Origin of the sequence: Maribacter vaceletii (assembly GCF_003634105.1) — a bacterium.
Classification (GTDB): domain Bacteria; phylum Bacteroidota; class Bacteroidia; order Flavobacteriales; family Flavobacteriaceae; genus Maribacter_B; species Maribacter_B vaceletii.
In genome coordinates this window covers 714,976-730,040 of the sequence record NZ_RBIQ01000008.1, presented here as the reverse complement: position 1 = coordinate 730,040, position 15,065 = coordinate 714,976, and the positions used below count along the sequence as shown (strand labels likewise).

The window sequence follows — 15,065 nt, the reverse complement described above, 5'->3', positions numbered from 1 at the left end:
TCGGTTATTTATTGTTTTTTAGATTTACTTCTTCAGAAATATTGTATCTATTTTGGTTTGTTTTGGAACGAACAATTATTTCTCCAATAAACCCAGCTAAAAATAATTGTGTTCCTATTACCATAGCAATTAAGGAGATAAAAAATTGCGGTCTATCTGTAATTAATCTACCCGTTTTATTAATAAATAATTTATCTATTCCTAAATAAATAGCAAAGCTAAAACCTATTATAAACATAAGCACTCCTAAAGCGCCAAAAAAATGCATTGGTCTTTTTCCAAATTTAGATACAAACCAAATGGTTATTAGGTCTAAAAAGCCATTAATAAACCGTTCCATACCAAATTTTGTTTCTCCGTATTTACGAGCTTGATGTTGAACTATTTTTTCTCCTATATTTTTAAAACCAGCGTTTTTTGCTAGAACAGGAATATAGCGGTGCATTTCGCCAGATACTTTTATATTTTTTATTACCTCTTTTTTATAGGCTTTTAAACCGCAATTAAAGTCGTGCAGTTTTACGCCAGAGGTTCTTCTTGCTGCCCAATTAAACAATTTAGAGGGCATATTTTTTGCGATTATAGAATCGTATCTTTTTTTCTTCCAACCAGATATTAAGTCAAACCCATCATTTTGTATTAACTGGTATAGTTCTGGTATTTCTTCTGGACTGTCTTGTAAATCGGCATCCATGGTAATAATAACATCTCCATTAGCAGCATTAAAGCCTGCATGTAAAGCCTGCGATTTACCATAATTTTTAAAGAAACGTATGCCTTTTACATTTTGGTTTGTATTAGCTAATTTGGAAATAATATTCCAAGATTCATCAGAACTACCATCATCAATAAAAAGAATTTCATATAAAAAATGATTGGATTGCATAACAGTAACAATCCAATCATGAAGTTCTTTTAGCGATTCTTCTTCGTTAAGTAATGGTATAATAATAGATAATTGCATTCGCTATTTTAAAAATCTATCCCAAAAATACGAACTTAGTTCAGAATTTCTTCTTTTTTCAGAGCTAATGCAGGAATTAATGAAAAAACAAAGCCTAAAACAATACTAAATAATAAGCCAAATAATACTTGCATAGTAGGTGTGCTAAACTTTTTACCCATTTCTAATTGACTATCTACTTGCTCAGGTGTCATTTTTGTATTCGCTAATAATTCCCCTTTTTGAAACTCTAAAGCTTTTGTCATCATTTCAGGGTCAATAACATTAGACATTAATAAATTAAAAAGTATGCCTACGATACCACCTATTAATGAAATACCTACACCAACCTTAAGCCCTTGTCCAAAAGTTAAAAACCCATTATTTGCTTTTTTAAATTGATAAATTCCAAAAACAATTAGAATTAAAGTTATGGCCATGCTTACCACACCAACCATTACGCCGCCTTTATAATGGAGGTCTGCAGAATATAGCATTAATGCAAAAACTACACTAATTGCCCCTAGAATAAGACCGTATGTTAAGGCAAATGAACCCGTTTTAATTTTATTTTCTTCCATGTTTTAAATATTTTTGGTGGTTAATAATATATTAGTTGTGAATTTTGATAATTTGTTACAGGTTAAAGTAAAATAAATTATTTTTATTTTTTGATGATTTAGATTGTCAATTTCCAAAAAATAATTAAATTTGCAGCTCTTTAAGAGAAAAGTATTTAAAGTTATAAGTGATGAGAAAAGGTATACACCCTGAAAATTATAGATTAGTAGCGTTCAAAGACATGTCTAATGAAGAAGTGTTTTTAACAAAATCTACTGCAGATACAAAAGAAACTTTAGAAGTGGATGGCGTTGAATATCCTTTAGTAAAATTGGAAATTTCAAGAACATCTCACCCATTTTATACTGGTAAAGCTAAGTTCTTAGATACAGCTGGTCGAATTGACAAGTTCAAGAACAAGTATAAGAAGTTTTCAAAAGTTGAAAAGAAAGAAGAGGAATAGCATATTTCACTTTTATAATATACTAGCGCCCTCGGTAATTTTTATCGAGGGCGTTTATTTTTTAATTTTATTAAAATTAAACGCATGAATTTTATTCTTTTTGATGGAACGGTAAGAGAATCTTTATTTCCTTTTACGTTAACACGACCTGTTGCAGACATTCGTGTTGGGATTCTTACCATTAGAGAAAAATGGGAAAAATATTTAAATACAACAACAACTACCATAACCGAGGATTATTTGGAAGAAAAATATCCTATGGTAGAGATGGACGAGAATGTTTTATTAAATAGTTCTTTTATACCAAACAAAGAAATTGTGGCTTTAGTAAAAGAGTTAAAAGAAAACGAAGCTATTTTTTATAACGAAGATGTTATTGCTTTTTTTACCAAAGATTCTCAAGAAAATGTAGATTTTTCTAACTACAAGCATATAGAATATAAGGGAGATGTTTTACGTATAGAAAATACCTGGGATATTTTTTCTAAAAATGCAGATGCGCTGCAGGCCGATTTTGATTTTATTACGGAAGGAAGAGAAAGTGAACCAATATCAAAAACAAACAGGGCAATAAATCCGGAAAACATATTTTTAGAAGAAGGGGCAAAAGTAGAGTTTGCAATATTAAATGCTACAGATGGACCTATTTATGTGGGTAAAGATGCTGAAATTTGGGAAGGTAGTATAGTCCGTGGTGCTTTGGCTTTATGTGAGCATGCTACTATAAAGTTAGGAGCAAAAATTTACGGAGCTACAACGGTTGGGCCGTATAGTAAAATAGGAGGAGAGGTAAACAACTCTGTTATTTTTGGATATTCTAGTAAAGGGCATGATGGCTTTTTAGGAAATTCGGTTTTAGGAGAGTGGTGTAATTTAGGAGCAGATACTAATAACTCTAATCTTAAAAATAACTATGCTAAAGTAAAGCTTTGGAATTATGAGTCGGATAGTTTTGAACAAACCGGCCTTCAATTTTGCGGATTAATGATGGGGGACCACAGTAAAACGGCTATTAATACCATGTTTAATACAGGTACTGTAATAGGTGTAAATACAAATGTTTACGTTCCTGGATTCCCAAGAAATTTTGTACCAAGTTTTAGTTGGGGAGGAGCAAATGGTTTTACTAGCTATGCCCCAAAAAAAGCATTTGATGTTGCTAAAGTTGTAATGGCAAGAAGAGGTATTGAGTTTACAGAGGTAGATGCAAATATACTTACCAAAGTTTTTGAGCTCACTGCAAAATGGCGTAAATATTAATAATGAAAAAGAAAGTAGCTTTCTATACATTGGGTTGTAAATTAAATTTTTCTGAGACTTCTACTATCGCTAGAGATTTTACAAAAGAAGGTTTTGAACGTGTGGAGTTTTCTGAACCAGCAGATATGTATGTAATAAATACATGTTCTGTTACAGAAAATGCGGATAAGAAATTTAAAACAATAGTAAAGCAAGCACAAAAAGTTAATCCAGAAGCATTTGTTGTTGCAGTAGGTTGCTATGCGCAATTAAAACCAGAAGAACTAGCTGCTGTAAATGGAGTAGATTTAGTTTTGGGAGCAACAGAAAAATTTAAGATTACAGATTATATAAATGATCTTACTAAAAATGATTTTGGTGAGGTACATTCTTGTGAAATTCAGGAAGCAGATTTTTATGTTGGTAGTTATGCTATAGGAGATAGAACTAGAGCTTTTTTAAAAGTGCAAGATGGCTGCGATTATAAATGTACCTATTGTACAATACCTTTAGCAAGAGGTATCTCAAGGAGTGATTCTGTGGCTAATGTGTTAAAAAATGCAGCGGAAATATCGGCTAAAGGGATTAAAGAAATTGTACTTACAGGAGTTAATATAGGAGATTACGGAAAAGGAGAGTTTGGAAATAAAAAACACGAACACACCTTTTATGATTTAGTACAAGCGCTAGATACTGTTGAAGGAATACATAGATTAAGAATATCTTCTATAGAGCCAAATTTGCTTAAAAATGAGACTATAGATTTTGTTGCAAATAGTAATTCTTTTGTGCCTCATTTTCATATTCCATTGCAAAGCGGTAGTGATACATTGTTAAAACTTATGAAGCGAAGGTATTTAACAAATTTATATGTAGATAGAATAGCAAAAATTAAAGCTACAATGCCCAATGCGTGCATTGGAGTAGATGTAATTGTTGGTTTTCCTGGAGAAACAGAAGAATTGTTTTTAGAAACCTATAATTTCTTAGTTGGTTTAGATATATCTTATTTACATGTTTTTACGTACTCAGAAAGAGAAAATACCGAAGCTGCTTTAATGAAAAATGTGGTTCCTAAAAATGTTAGACATAAAAGAAGTAAAATGCTAAGAGGTTTATCTGTAAAAAAGAGAAGAGCTTTTTATGAAAATCAAATAGGGCAAGAGGTAACTGTGTTATTTGAAGGGGAAAATAAAGAAGGATATATTCATGGTTTTACAGAAAATTATGTAAAAGTAAAAGCCCCATGGAATCCAGAATTAGTAAACACATTACGTGCAGTCACTTTAACCGAGATTGATGAAGATGGTTTGGTAAGGTTTAATTTTAAGGAAAATAAAATTACAGCATAAAAAAAAGTCCCAATACTGCTATTGAGACTTTTTAATTTCTTAATCTAAAATTTAGATTCTAATACCTATAGGAAGCATTCCTTTGTATTGTCTGTTTTTTCTAAGAAAACCAGCAATTTCTGGACTTGTAGGAACAACTCTTAAATTCTTTTCTTGAATAGTGTTTAATACAGCCTTAATAAAATCTTCTTTAAAACCTTCTTTGGAAACCCCTTCAGGGATAACAAGCTTAGTTAAAAAAACTTTTCTTTCTTGGGAAGAATATTCAATTTTTGCTAAATGCCCCTGAACAGTAGTTTCAAATTGGCGCAAGAAACTGTTGTCATTAATTTCTACTTCATTCATATAGTTAGATTTTAATTTTTGGTATTTGTTAAAAATTACAATGTTCTTAAGTTGTAATTTTACATACATTTACAAGAAATAACACTTTGTGTAGTGTATTTAATGTGCAAGACTCAAAGTTACTAAAAAAAAAGCTAAAATCCTAGTTTATAGCTATTCAGATACCTATGGAAGATTCTTTAGTTCATGTTTATTTAATGCCAGGTATGGCGGCAAATCCGTCAATATTTAAAAGTATAAAATTGCCAGGAAATAAATTTAAAATACATTGGTTAGAGTGGTTTGTACCAAATAAAGGTATGTCTTTAAAAGCTTATGCAATTAAGATGTGTACTATGGTTAAACACCCTAAATCTGTCTTATTGGGTGTTTCTTTTGGCGGTATGTTAGTGCAGGAAATGGCATTACATAAAAATTTCAGAAAAATTATTATAGTTTCAAGTGTTAAGAGTAGAGCAGAGCTACCTAAAAAAATGTTATTTGCAAAATATACTAGAGTGCATAAATTGCTACCAACGGGTTTGGTTAATAATGTAGAATTGTTAGCTAAATATGCTTTTGGTGAAACTGCTACAAAACGTTTGGCTCTGTATGAAGAATACCTTTCTGTAAGAGATAAACGTTATATAGATTGGGCAATAGACCAAATAATAAATTTTAACCCTAAAAAAGAGGTTAAAGGTTTAATTCATATCCAAGGAGAAAAAGACCCAGTTTTTCCAATAAAAAACATTAAAAAATGTATTTCTGTAAAAAATGGGACGCATACCATGATAATTCATAGGGCAAAATGGTTTAATGAGCAACTACCTACAATTATTTTGGAATAAGAAAGTTGTATTAATACCTTTGGGTAACAAACTATAGATAATAATTATGAAGATTTTAAAAAATATACTAATGCTTTTGGGTGTTGTTTTTGTTGTTAGTACTTTAATATTTGCTGTACAAGATGAAAATAAAACTCAGGAACTTAAAAAAACTATTGAAGCAGAGGAGAGTGTAGATAAATCTTCTTATAGAATTACAGCTATAGATATACCTGCAGATTTAAATTTTGCGAAAGAGGTAGTACCGCAAAATGACCCTGAGATAATGGAGCGTGTAGATCGCGAATTTTTGGTAAATACCTACTGGCAGTCTAATGCTTTGCTTTTAATGAAAAGAGCAAATAAGTATTTTCCAGTTATAGAACCTATTTTGGCTAAAAACGGAATTCCTGATGATTTTAAGTATCTAGCAGTAGCAGAAAGTGCACTTACCAATGTGGTTTCGCATGCAGGTGCAACAGGTTTTTGGCAAATAATGAAAGGAACAGGAAAAGAGTATGGTTTAGAAATAAATTCTAATGTAGATGAAAGGTATCATTTAGAGAAATCTACGCAAGTAGCTTGTGATTATTTAAATAGATGGTATAAAAAATATGGAAGCTGGACACTTACTGCGGCAGCATATAACGCAGGTCCTGGTGCAATAAATAAGTACTTAGGAATACAAAAGGTAGACGATTATTATGATTTGTTATTGGGGCAAGAAACAGGAAGATATGTTTTTAGAATTATGGCAATAAAAGAAATATTATCTAATCCAGATAAATATGGTTTTGATATAGATAAAGATGATATGTATTCTGCAATACCAACTTTTAAAGTAGAGTTAAATGAACCAGTAACTAATTTTGCAGATTTTGCATCTAAATATGAGATTAATTATAAGATTTTAAAGCGTCATAATCCATGGTTAAGAGAGGCGCATTTAAATAATGCCTCTAGAAAAAAGTATGTATTAGAAATTCCTAATAAAGGATATTATAAAGCAATGTAAAACTGTGGTATAATCAAACAATAAGAGCCTTCATTTTGAAGGCTCTTATTGTTTCTATGAATATGTAAAGGAGTTAAATCTTTTTCATTTGCTGTTGCATCATTTTTATCTGATCCGCAAGCATTTTGTTTTTATCAAGTTTTTTTGCTTCACTTAATAGGGTGGTAGCTTCTCTTTTTCTTCTTTTTTGCATTGCTATACCGGCAAGGCTTAATTTGGCCATAGCCAAATCATAATCCATTGTTAGGCCTAGTTTAATTGCTTTTTTAAAGAATTTTTCTGCTTTAGTTAAATTGGTTTGCGAATTTATGATACCATGTAAGTAGTTAAAGTACCCTTGTTGCTTAACAGTTAGAGCAGCTTCAGGATTTTTTATTTTAGATAACCATTTTTCGGTACCTGCTAAATCTTGTTTACGCATTCTTAAAAAAGAAAGTAAAATAATCTCATTTCTAAAGTAAAGAAAAATAAAAATAGAAGAGAGTAGTAGCAAAGAAATGCCATTTCCAATGTTTCCTTCTATAAATTGATATACAGCATAAGCTATTATAAGAGCGGCAATTACAAGTTTTAAATTTTTGTTGAACATTATAGTTATATATTATTTACTTAAATTAGGTCTTTATATGCTATGTTCTTTGATGAAAAACAGCATTTTAAAAATATTCTGGCAAAAGTAATAAAAACAATCCTAAATATTTTTTTATTTAGATTTGTCAATGCAAAAACTCTTTGTATATTTGCGCCCAGATTTTACGGTTAGGATCGTAATTTTGAAAATAACAAAAAGGATTAAAAAATGCCAGGACAAAAAAGAACATATCAGCCATCTAAGCGTAAGAGAAAGAATAAACATGGTTTCAGAGAGCGTATGGCTTCTGTAAATGGAAGAAAAGTTCTTGCTAGAAGAAGAGCTAAAGGAAGAAAGAAATTGACTGTTTCATCTGAAACAAGACATAAGAAGTAATGATTTCATTATTTTAAAAATATTAAGGTGTTACTTTTTTAAGAGTAGCACCTTTTTTTTGACCAAATTTTTTAGAAACACAAATTATAGAATACACCCATGCCAAAAAGAAAAGATTTAAAATGCGTTTTATTAATAGGATCCGGACCTATAGTTATTGGACAAGCTTGTGAGTTTGATTATGCTGGTTCACAATCTCTTAGAAGTTTACGAGAAGAAGGGATTGAAACAATTTTGATTAATAGTAACCCAGCTACCATTATGACGGATCCCTCTATGGCGGATCACGTATACCTTAAGCCTTTAACAACAAAATCTATTATTGAGATTCTTAAAAATCATCCAAATATAGATGCTGTTTTACCTACAATGGGAGGTCAAACTGCATTAAATTTATGTATTGAGGCAGATGAAAAAGGAATTTGGGAAGATTTTAATGTAGAACTTATTGGTGTAGATATTGATGCTATTAATATAACGGAGGATAGAGAACAATTTCGTGAATTAATGCTTAAAATTGGGGTTGGTATGGCTCCACAAGCAACCGCTACATCTTTCCTAAAAGGAAAAGAAATAGCACAGGAATTTGGGTTTCCTTTAGTTATTAGAGCATCTTACACATTGGGTGGCGCAGGGGCATCTATAGTATATAAACCAGAAGATTTTGATGAATTGCTTAGTGTTGGTCTAGAAGTATCGCCAATTCATGAAGTAATGATTGATAAAGCCTTAATGGGCTGGAAAGAATACGAATTAGAATTATTACGTGATAAGAATGATAATGTAGTAATTATTTGTGCTATTGAAAATATGGATCCAATGGGAATCCATACTGGAGATTCTATCACTGTGGCACCAGCAATGACACTTTCAGATAGAACTTATCAAAAAATGCGTGATATGGCTATACATATGATGCGTAGTATTGGAGATTTTGCAGGAGGGTGTAATGTGCAATTTGCAGTAAGCCCAGATGAAAATGAAGATATAATTGCTATTGAGATTAACCCTAGAGTATCTCGTTCTTCCGCATTGGCTTCAAAAGCAACAGGGTATCCTATTGCCAAAATAGCTACTAAATTAGCTATTGGCTATCATTTAGATGAGTTAGATAATCAAATTACAAAATCTACTTCGGCATTATTTGAGCCTACATTAGATTATGTTATTGTAAAAATACCACGTTGGAACTTTGATAAGTTCGAAGGCTCTGATCGCACTTTAGGTCTACAAATGAAATCTGTTGGGGAGGTTATGGGTATAGGCCGTTCTTTCCAAGAAGCGTTGCATAAAGCAACACAGTCTTTAGAAATAAAGCGTAATGGCTTAGGAGCCGATGGTAAGGGATATAGAGATTATGAAAAAATAATTAGCAAATTAAAAATTCCAAGTTGGGATAGAGTTTTTGTTATTTATGACGCTATACAAATTGGAATTCCACTAAGTAGAATCCATGAGATTACAAAAATTGATATGTGGTTCTTAAAACAATATGAAGAATTGCACTTTTTAGAGAAAGAAATTTCTACTTATACAATAGCATCATTAAACAAAGATTTAATGTTAGAGGCTAAGCAAAAAGGTTTTGCAGATCGCCAAATAGCACATATGTTAGATTGTTATGAGAGCGAAGTTTATAACAAGAGAGTAGAAATGAATATTAACAGGGTGTACAAGCTTGTAGATACCTGTGCGGCAGAGTTTAAAGCAATGACGCCATATTACTATTCTACTTTTGAAGCAGAAATAGAAACTCCAGAAGGTGAACTTTATGTTGCAAATGACAGTGAAGTTACCGATAAAAAGAAAATTGTGGTTCTTGGTTCTGGTCCAAATAGGATAGGGCAGGGGATTGAGTTTGATTACTGTTGTGTGCATGGTGTTTTAGCAGCTGCAGAATGTGGTTATGAAACTATTATGATTAACTGTAATCCTGAAACGGTTTCTACCGATTTTGATACGGCAGATAAACTTTATTTTGAGCCAGTTTTCTGGGAACATATTTATGATATAATTCGTCATGAAAAACCGGAAGGTGTAATAGTTCAGTTAGGAGGGCAAACCGCCTTAAAACTAGCAGAGAAATTAGAAAAATACGGAGTTAAAATTATAGGAACTAGCTTTGACGCGTTAGATTTAGCGGAAGATAGAGGGCGTTTCTCAGATTTATTAACGGATTTAAAAATACCATTTCCAAAATTCGGAATTGCTGAAACAGCGGATGAGGCTTCTGCATTAGCAGACCAATTAGACTTTCCTTTATTAATAAGACCTTCTTATGTATTAGGTGGGCAAGGAATGAAAATTGTAATTAATAAAGAAGAGCTAGAAGAGCATGTTGTTAATTTATTAAAATCTATTCCAGGAAATAAACTTCTTTTGGATCATTATTTAGATGGCGCAATAGAAGCAGAGGCAGATGCTATCTGTGATGGGGAAGATGTTTACATTATTGGTATAATGGAGCATATAGAACCTTGTGGTGTACACTCTGGCGATAGTAATTCTACGTTACCTCCTTTTAATCTTGGAGAGTTTGTAATGCAACAAATTAAAGATCATACTAAGAAAATTGCTTTAGCTTTAAATACGGTGGGTCTTATTAACATACAGTTTGCTATTAAAGATGATACGGTTTATATCATAGAAGCTAACCCAAGAGCTTCTAGAACGGTTCCTTTTATTGCTAAGGCATATAAAGAACCTTATGTAAACTATGCAACTAAAGTGATGATAGGGGATAAGAAATTGAAGGATTTTAATTTTAACCCGCAGTTAGACGGTTATGCTATAAAACAACCTGTATTCTCTTTTAATAAATTCCCTAATGTAAATAAAAACTTAGGCCCTGAAATGAAAAGTACAGGGGAAAGTATATTATTTATAGATAGTTTAAAGGATGATGATTTTTACAATCTTTACTCTAGACGTAAAATGTACTTAAGCAAGTAATAGTCTTTTTTAGAGTAATTACTTAAGTGATAAAAAAACCTGAAGAATTTAACTCTTCAGGTTTTTTATTTATATGTACTTATATATTTATTTCCACTTTATCTTTTTTTGAAAAGAAAAATAATAAAGCAGAGGTCGGTAGATAGTTACCTAGATTACAGCTCAAATTTTTTGTAAATGTTAGGGGGAGCGAAGTCGAAGTCAATATAGAACTAACGAGTAGTTCTCGACTCCTCTCGAACTGACAACGTTAATCTTTTTAAAAGGCATAATTTCAATCCGTTGAAGATATCTACTGTTGCATATTTATCTACTGACCTCTATAGTAAAGAATTAAATACCCCATTTGATGAGCATCAAATGGGGTATTAATTGAATTAACTACTTAAACTACTAACTTAAGGTCTTAAAGCAACTTTTAAAACCTGAAAATCATCAATGTAAAGATCACTTATTGGAGCTGGAATACCTTGAAGTCTGAAAGAGAAATCACCTCCAGTTGCTACAGTAAAAGTAGCTTCTGTCTCAACCCATGTTCCTTTAGCTGAAGTTGCCCATCTATTGGTTAAAGTTGTTGTTATCTCTCCGACACCGCCATCAACAAATAATTTTTCGGCAGATGCATGCGCAGCGTTCAAATAAAAACTATACTTAACCATATAATCTCCAGGTTCTAGAGTTGTTGGGTTGTCTGAGCTTACCATATGGGTTTTTGTCCCTGCTGGATCATTCATATAAGCAACATTAGATGCTCCACTAGGAATAATAACAGGTGTAGGGTCTATAAAAGTAAGCATACTACCATCTGTTCTTACATTTTTCCAAAAACCAGCAGTATCAAAACTATTTACAGGGAATATATTTTCTCCATACGGTGTTACAGCTATGGCACTAAAATCATTAATAGCACCACCGCCTACAGATAATATTTCTCCTGGACCTGTATAAGCTACAGTAATAGTATCATCACTATAAACACTTTCTGCTAAACTAATCTCTAGCATGTTCGCATTATCTGCATTTACCGCAACATTAGAAACTGTACCAGCTCCTCCGTTTAATGTTACTGTAAATCCTGCAGTAGCATCCGTTGCTCCAGAAATAGAAGCAGGATCTATGTCTTGATCAAAAGGAATTAGTATTTTTTGATCTGAAGATCCAACTGCATCTCCTGTTTGTACCATTGGTGTAGGTACATAAACTTCTATTGCAGTATCAGGAAAAGCTTGTAAAGGTCTTAAATCTCGAGATGTAATACCACCTTGTCCGTCATACGAAACTGTTACCGTTTTAGAAGCATCTGTTGGTACTAAAGGAATGTCTAAAGTTAAATTAATTATTCCACCAACAACTTCTCCGCCACTAGTACGTGACGAAAAAGTAACCGATTCTACAGGGACTGATGTGCCATCTACTTTTACATCAAAATTAGCAGAAGGACTAGTTTCTGAAGGTGCTAAAGGAGAAGATACAAAAATAGCAATACGATCATCATCTCTTTCGGTAACAGGAAGGGAGCTATCTATGACTAAATCTTCAGCTAAAGGAATAACTGTAATAATAGTTGGGATTATATACTCATCTTCATTTACTCTTAATCTCTCTGTTCTTTCTCTAGTCGCTAGTAATTCTACTCTATAATCACCAAGTTCATCAAAAGTAATAGTATCTAGAACTCTTTCATCTAGCTCTAACCTAGTAGTATTGCTGGTATAAACACTAGTTCGGTCGTCTTCATTTTCTTCTGTAGTACGTACTCTCCATCTAGTAGTATTAGGACGAGAAGTATTCCCTACTATAAGACCACTTAAATCTTCAAAGATTAATTGATCCCCAAAATTTAAGGTTATTGAAGCTGTATTCTCATGATCAATAACGGTTTCATCTAAAGTTCTTACTTCTGGTGTGGCAACTACAGAATCGTAAACATCTATAGTGAATTCATATTCTGCAATCCATTGACCATTAATAAAATTGGTTTGTATAGTGTCTTCTACAGCTTCTCCTAAATCAGAATCCCAATAGGCAGGGAATCTAAAAGATGTAGAATCAGGGAATACACCGTAATATCCAACTTTTGTTAAAGTATCTCCTTCTGTCCACATTATATGAACTGTTTTATCTGTAGATACTGTCTCACCTGGATTAATTATGTATTCATCATGATTATCTAGGTTATTAGGAATAGGACCTTCCAAGAAAAATGCACTTTCTGGAATTCTCCATTCTTGTTCTATAGCCCCAGCAGATAAATCGCTAAAGGAGAAAAAGCCATTTACTGTAGACTCTCTTGTAGCAGAAGCTCCAGAGGTCATTGTTATAGATAAATCGACAAAAGACCCAGGTACTTCATATTCATCGTCATCACAGGCAATAAAAAATGCCAGAGAAAACAAAAACATGGCTTTAAATAAGTTTTTTATATTTTTCATATTTTTTATTCTTTAAATTATTGATCCCAGTTTAAGTTAGAATTAATCTCATCTTGAGGAACAGGAAGATAAGAGTGTAAATCTTCGTTAAAATTCTGTGATCCTAATAGGTGATCTTTTAAAAATGGTTCTTTAGTTCTTCGGTTTCCGTTTACTTGAATATTATTAGGAAGCCTAAAAGCGTATGGAGGCAGGTTAGGATCATCATAGGAAGGTTCTTCTCCAGCTGGCATAATAAAATTTCTCCATCTTGTAGGACTTTTTCCCATCGCATTGTTTTTGAAATGATATGCATCATATTCAAACTGAGAAATATAAGTTAATTGCTCTTTCCAAACTCCCCAACGTCTTAAATCTATAGGCCTTTGATCTTCTAAAGATAATTCTAGAGGTTTTTCTGTAAATCTTAAATGCTCCATTAGGTTAGCAATAGTTACTGCTTCTTCTCCATTTGAAGGGTCTAAATCAATATCATTCATATAAGTAGAAGTAGCTGTGGAATATTCTCCAACAGATGCATTTCCTAATAAATTAAGATGCGAACGTTTTCTTATTCTGTTAATATATCTAAGAGCTTCTGTTAAGTCTCCTTTTTCTAACATACATTCTGCATATAAAAGGTATACTTCAGCTAAACGCACAATAGGAATATTAATATCTGATCTTTGATCACGATCAGGGCTTTCATCTTCACCTATACCACCGTTATTTGTATTCCAAGACGTGAATTTTTTAATAAAATTAGGAAATTGTCTTGCATGTGGAGCAGCAGTTGTAGCTCTACCATACTCTGCCATCTCTACACCATACATTTTTGTATCTCTATCATCTACAGAAGAAACAGAATTAGCCATTCTTAGGCTATACATTCTTAAAACATTTTCTTGTATGCTATCTAAATCTCCATTAGCTAAGTAAATATTTCTATTGACTAAGTTGGCAGGATCAAGTTCATCTGGTTTTTCATTTCTATATTTTAAAGTAAGCCAAGATGTAAAATGAACTCTATTTCCATCATTTAAAAAACTAGCTATTCTTTGTGAAAGATTTTGTTCCTCTAAACCTAATGGGTTTGCATCATAGGAAAAGTTTATTTCAAATATAGATTCCGAATTAAATTCATCTATACCGGTAAAACATTTTGCTAAATCATCTACTAAAGCATAATCATAATTATCTATTAAATTTTTTAATATTGGTTCCGCATTACCAAAATCGTTTTCATTCATGTACGTTTTGGCTATTAAAGCTTCACAAAAACCTCCTGTAACACGTCCTAAATTACCAGTCCCCGCATCTTCTTGCCATGCATTATAAGTTGCAGGTAAATTCTCCATGCCAAATTGTAAATCGGCAATTAAGAAGGCTTTTACTTCTGCTGCTGAGGAAAAGGATATTTGAAATTCTTCAAATTCCACAGGAACAGTATCAAAAACAGGAACGGAACCTTGGTTGTAAGAACTATGTAGTACATAATAAAAATATCCTCTTAAAGCTCTTGCCTGTGCTAAAATATATGTGCCAGTTTGTTGCGCTTCCTCTGTTGTAAAAGTGCTTTCTAAATTGTTGTAAGCATCTATTACTTGGTTAGCTCTAAATATACCTCTAAAACATGCATCCCATCTATCTTGTACTTGATCCGTACTTAAATCAAAAGTCTGTTCATATATAGGGTTACCTGTTGCATTTTGTCTTTGAGAAGATGGTACAGCAATATCTGTACGAGTATAATCCCATAAGATACCTAGAACATTTTCATCCCTTAGGGAAGCGTATACGGTGTTTAAACCCGCATTTAAATCTCCAGAATTTTGCCAAAACGTATCAAGTGTCAACGCATTTGGGTTTACTTGATCTAATTCATCTGTACACGCCTGAAATAAAATAGCAAGCAGTGCCAAAGGAATTATTTTTGTTAGTAGTGTCTTTTTCATTTTTAAAATATATTTTAAGAATTGTATCTGTATATTTTTCATATTCAATTGAT

13 protein-coding genes are annotated in these 15,065 nt (G+C 32.2%); 7 read left to right on the top strand and 6 right to left on the bottom strand.

The genetic code is table 11. From position 1 onward, the window contains the following. Positions 1 to 4: 4 nt before the first annotated feature. On the bottom strand, positions 5 to 964 hold the full coding sequence (locus tag CLV91_RS10825; protein ID WP_121067730.1) for a glycosyltransferase family 2 protein: 960 nt from the start codon (positions 962 to 964) through the stop codon (positions 5 to 7). A gap of 35 nt (positions 965 to 999) precedes the next feature. Further along, positions 1,000 to 1,524: a DUF4199 domain-containing protein gene (locus CLV91_RS10820; protein WP_121067727.1), complete on the bottom strand. Its 525-nt coding sequence runs from the start codon at positions 1,522 to 1,524 to the stop codon at positions 1,000 to 1,002. 170 nt (positions 1,525 to 1,694) lie between these two features. On the opposite strand from CLV91_RS10820, the gene CLV91_RS10815 reads away from it, so the two are divergent. From CLV91_RS10815 to mtaB, 3 genes are all read left to right on the top strand, one after another. Beyond that, the gene (locus CLV91_RS10815) at positions 1,695 to 1,967 is read left to right on the top strand and encodes a type B 50S ribosomal protein L31 (RefSeq protein ID WP_121067723.1); all 273 of its coding nucleotides are present in this window, start codon (positions 1,695 to 1,697) and stop codon (positions 1,965 to 1,967) included. A gap of 84 nt (positions 1,968 to 2,051) precedes the next feature. Beyond that, positions 2,052 to 3,227, top strand: coding sequence for a GlmU family protein (locus CLV91_RS10810; RefSeq protein ID WP_121067720.1), 1,176 nt, complete (start codon positions 2,052 to 2,054; stop codon positions 3,225 to 3,227). Positions 3,228 to 3,229: 2 nt separating this feature from the next. Then, positions 3,230 to 4,558 carry a tRNA (N(6)-L-threonylcarbamoyladenosine(37)-C(2))-methylthiotransferase MtaB gene (mtaB, locus tag CLV91_RS10805; RefSeq protein WP_121067717.1) on the top strand — a complete coding sequence of 443 codons (1,329 nt, stop codon included), beginning with the start codon at positions 3,230 to 3,232 and terminating at the stop codon, positions 4,556 to 4,558. Positions 4,559 to 4,609: 51 nt separating this feature from the next. On the opposite strand, the gene CLV91_RS10800 is transcribed toward mtaB, so the two are convergent. Continuing rightward, positions 4,610 to 4,903 (bottom strand): GNAT family N-acetyltransferase, encoded by a 294-nt coding sequence (locus CLV91_RS10800; protein ID WP_121067893.1) that lies wholly within the window; start codon positions 4,901 to 4,903, stop codon positions 4,610 to 4,612. A 167-nt stretch (positions 4,904 to 5,070) separates the two neighbouring features. Between CLV91_RS10800 and CLV91_RS10795 the strand changes: the two genes are divergently transcribed. After that, positions 5,071 to 5,733 (top strand): alpha/beta hydrolase family protein, encoded by a 663-nt coding sequence (locus tag CLV91_RS10795; protein WP_121067714.1) that lies wholly within the window; start codon positions 5,071 to 5,073, stop codon positions 5,731 to 5,733. 46 nt (positions 5,734 to 5,779) lie between these two features. Continuing rightward, positions 5,780 to 6,727, top strand: a complete 948-nt coding sequence (locus CLV91_RS10790) for a lytic transglycosylase domain-containing protein (protein WP_121067711.1) — start codon at positions 5,780 to 5,782, stop codon at positions 6,725 to 6,727. A 73-nt stretch (positions 6,728 to 6,800) separates the two neighbouring features. On the opposite strand, the gene CLV91_RS10785 is transcribed toward CLV91_RS10790, so the two are convergent. Further along, positions 6,801 to 7,316 carry a DUF2892 domain-containing protein gene (locus tag CLV91_RS10785; protein WP_121067708.1) on the bottom strand — a complete coding sequence of 172 codons (516 nt, stop codon included), beginning with the start codon at positions 7,314 to 7,316 and terminating at the stop codon, positions 6,801 to 6,803. Between the two features lie 210 nt (positions 7,317 to 7,526). Between CLV91_RS10785 and rpmH the strand changes: the two genes are divergently transcribed. Together rpmH and carB are read left to right on the top strand one after the other, a co-directional pair. Continuing rightward, a complete protein-coding gene (rpmH, locus tag CLV91_RS10780) occupies positions 7,527 to 7,694 on the top strand; it encodes a 50S ribosomal protein L34 (RefSeq protein WP_027067351.1) in 168 nt (55 codons plus the stop codon). A gap of 99 nt (positions 7,695 to 7,793) precedes the next feature. Further along, positions 7,794 to 10,646 carry a carbamoyl-phosphate synthase large subunit gene (gene carB, locus CLV91_RS10775; RefSeq protein ID WP_121067705.1) on the top strand — a complete coding sequence of 951 codons (2,853 nt, stop codon included), beginning with the start codon at positions 7,794 to 7,796 and terminating at the stop codon, positions 10,644 to 10,646. 398 nt (positions 10,647 to 11,044) lie between these two features. Here carB and CLV91_RS10770 read toward each other — a convergent pair whose 3' ends face one another. Together CLV91_RS10770 and CLV91_RS10765 are read right to left on the bottom strand one after the other, a co-directional pair. After that, positions 11,045 to 13,078: a SwmB domain-containing protein gene (locus CLV91_RS10770; protein ID WP_121067702.1), complete on the bottom strand. Its 2,034-nt coding sequence runs from the start codon at positions 13,076 to 13,078 to the stop codon at positions 11,045 to 11,047. A gap of 17 nt (positions 13,079 to 13,095) precedes the next feature. Further along, positions 13,096 to 15,012 carry a RagB/SusD family nutrient uptake outer membrane protein gene (locus CLV91_RS10765; RefSeq protein ID WP_170146738.1) on the bottom strand — a complete coding sequence of 639 codons (1,917 nt, stop codon included), beginning with the start codon at positions 15,010 to 15,012 and terminating at the stop codon, positions 13,096 to 13,098. Between the last annotated feature and the right edge of the window lie 53 nt (positions 15,013 to 15,065).

What these genes read in the sequence shown, in the direction of transcription:
- CLV91_RS10825 (WP_121067730.1), bottom strand. Translation starts at nt 964, where the DNA reads ATGCAATTATCTATTATTATACCATTACTTAACGAAGAAGAATCGCTA.
- CLV91_RS10820 (WP_121067727.1), bottom strand. Translation starts at nt 1,524, where the DNA reads ATGGAAGAAAATAAAATTAAAACGGGTTCATTTGCCTTAACATACGGT.
- CLV91_RS10815 (WP_121067723.1), top strand. Translation starts at nt 1,695, where the DNA reads ATGAGAAAAGGTATACACCCTGAAAATTATAGATTAGTAGCGTTCAAA.
- CLV91_RS10810 (WP_121067720.1), top strand. Translation starts at nt 2,052, where the DNA reads ATGAATTTTATTCTTTTTGATGGAACGGTAAGAGAATCTTTATTTCCT.
- mtaB (WP_121067717.1), top strand. Translation starts at nt 3,230, where the DNA reads ATGAAAAAGAAAGTAGCTTTCTATACATTGGGTTGTAAATTAAATTTT.
- CLV91_RS10800 (WP_121067893.1), bottom strand. Translation starts at nt 4,903, where the DNA reads ATGAATGAAGTAGAAATTAATGACAACAGTTTCTTGCGCCAATTTGAA.
- CLV91_RS10795 (WP_121067714.1), top strand. Translation starts at nt 5,071, where the DNA reads ATGGAAGATTCTTTAGTTCATGTTTATTTAATGCCAGGTATGGCGGCA.
- CLV91_RS10790 (WP_121067711.1), top strand. Translation starts at nt 5,780, where the DNA reads ATGAAGATTTTAAAAAATATACTAATGCTTTTGGGTGTTGTTTTTGTT.
- CLV91_RS10785 (WP_121067708.1), bottom strand. Translation starts at nt 7,316, where the DNA reads ATGTTCAACAAAAATTTAAAACTTGTAATTGCCGCTCTTATAATAGCT.
- rpmH (WP_027067351.1), top strand. Translation starts at nt 7,527, where the DNA reads ATGCCAGGACAAAAAAGAACATATCAGCCATCTAAGCGTAAGAGAAAG.
- carB (WP_121067705.1), top strand. Translation starts at nt 7,794, where the DNA reads ATGCCAAAAAGAAAAGATTTAAAATGCGTTTTATTAATAGGATCCGGA.
- CLV91_RS10770 (WP_121067702.1), bottom strand. Translation starts at nt 13,078, where the DNA reads ATGAAAAATATAAAAAACTTATTTAAAGCCATGTTTTTGTTTTCTCTG.
- CLV91_RS10765 (WP_170146738.1), bottom strand. Translation starts at nt 15,012, where the DNA reads ATGAAAAAGACACTACTAACAAAAATAATTCCTTTGGCACTGCTTGCT.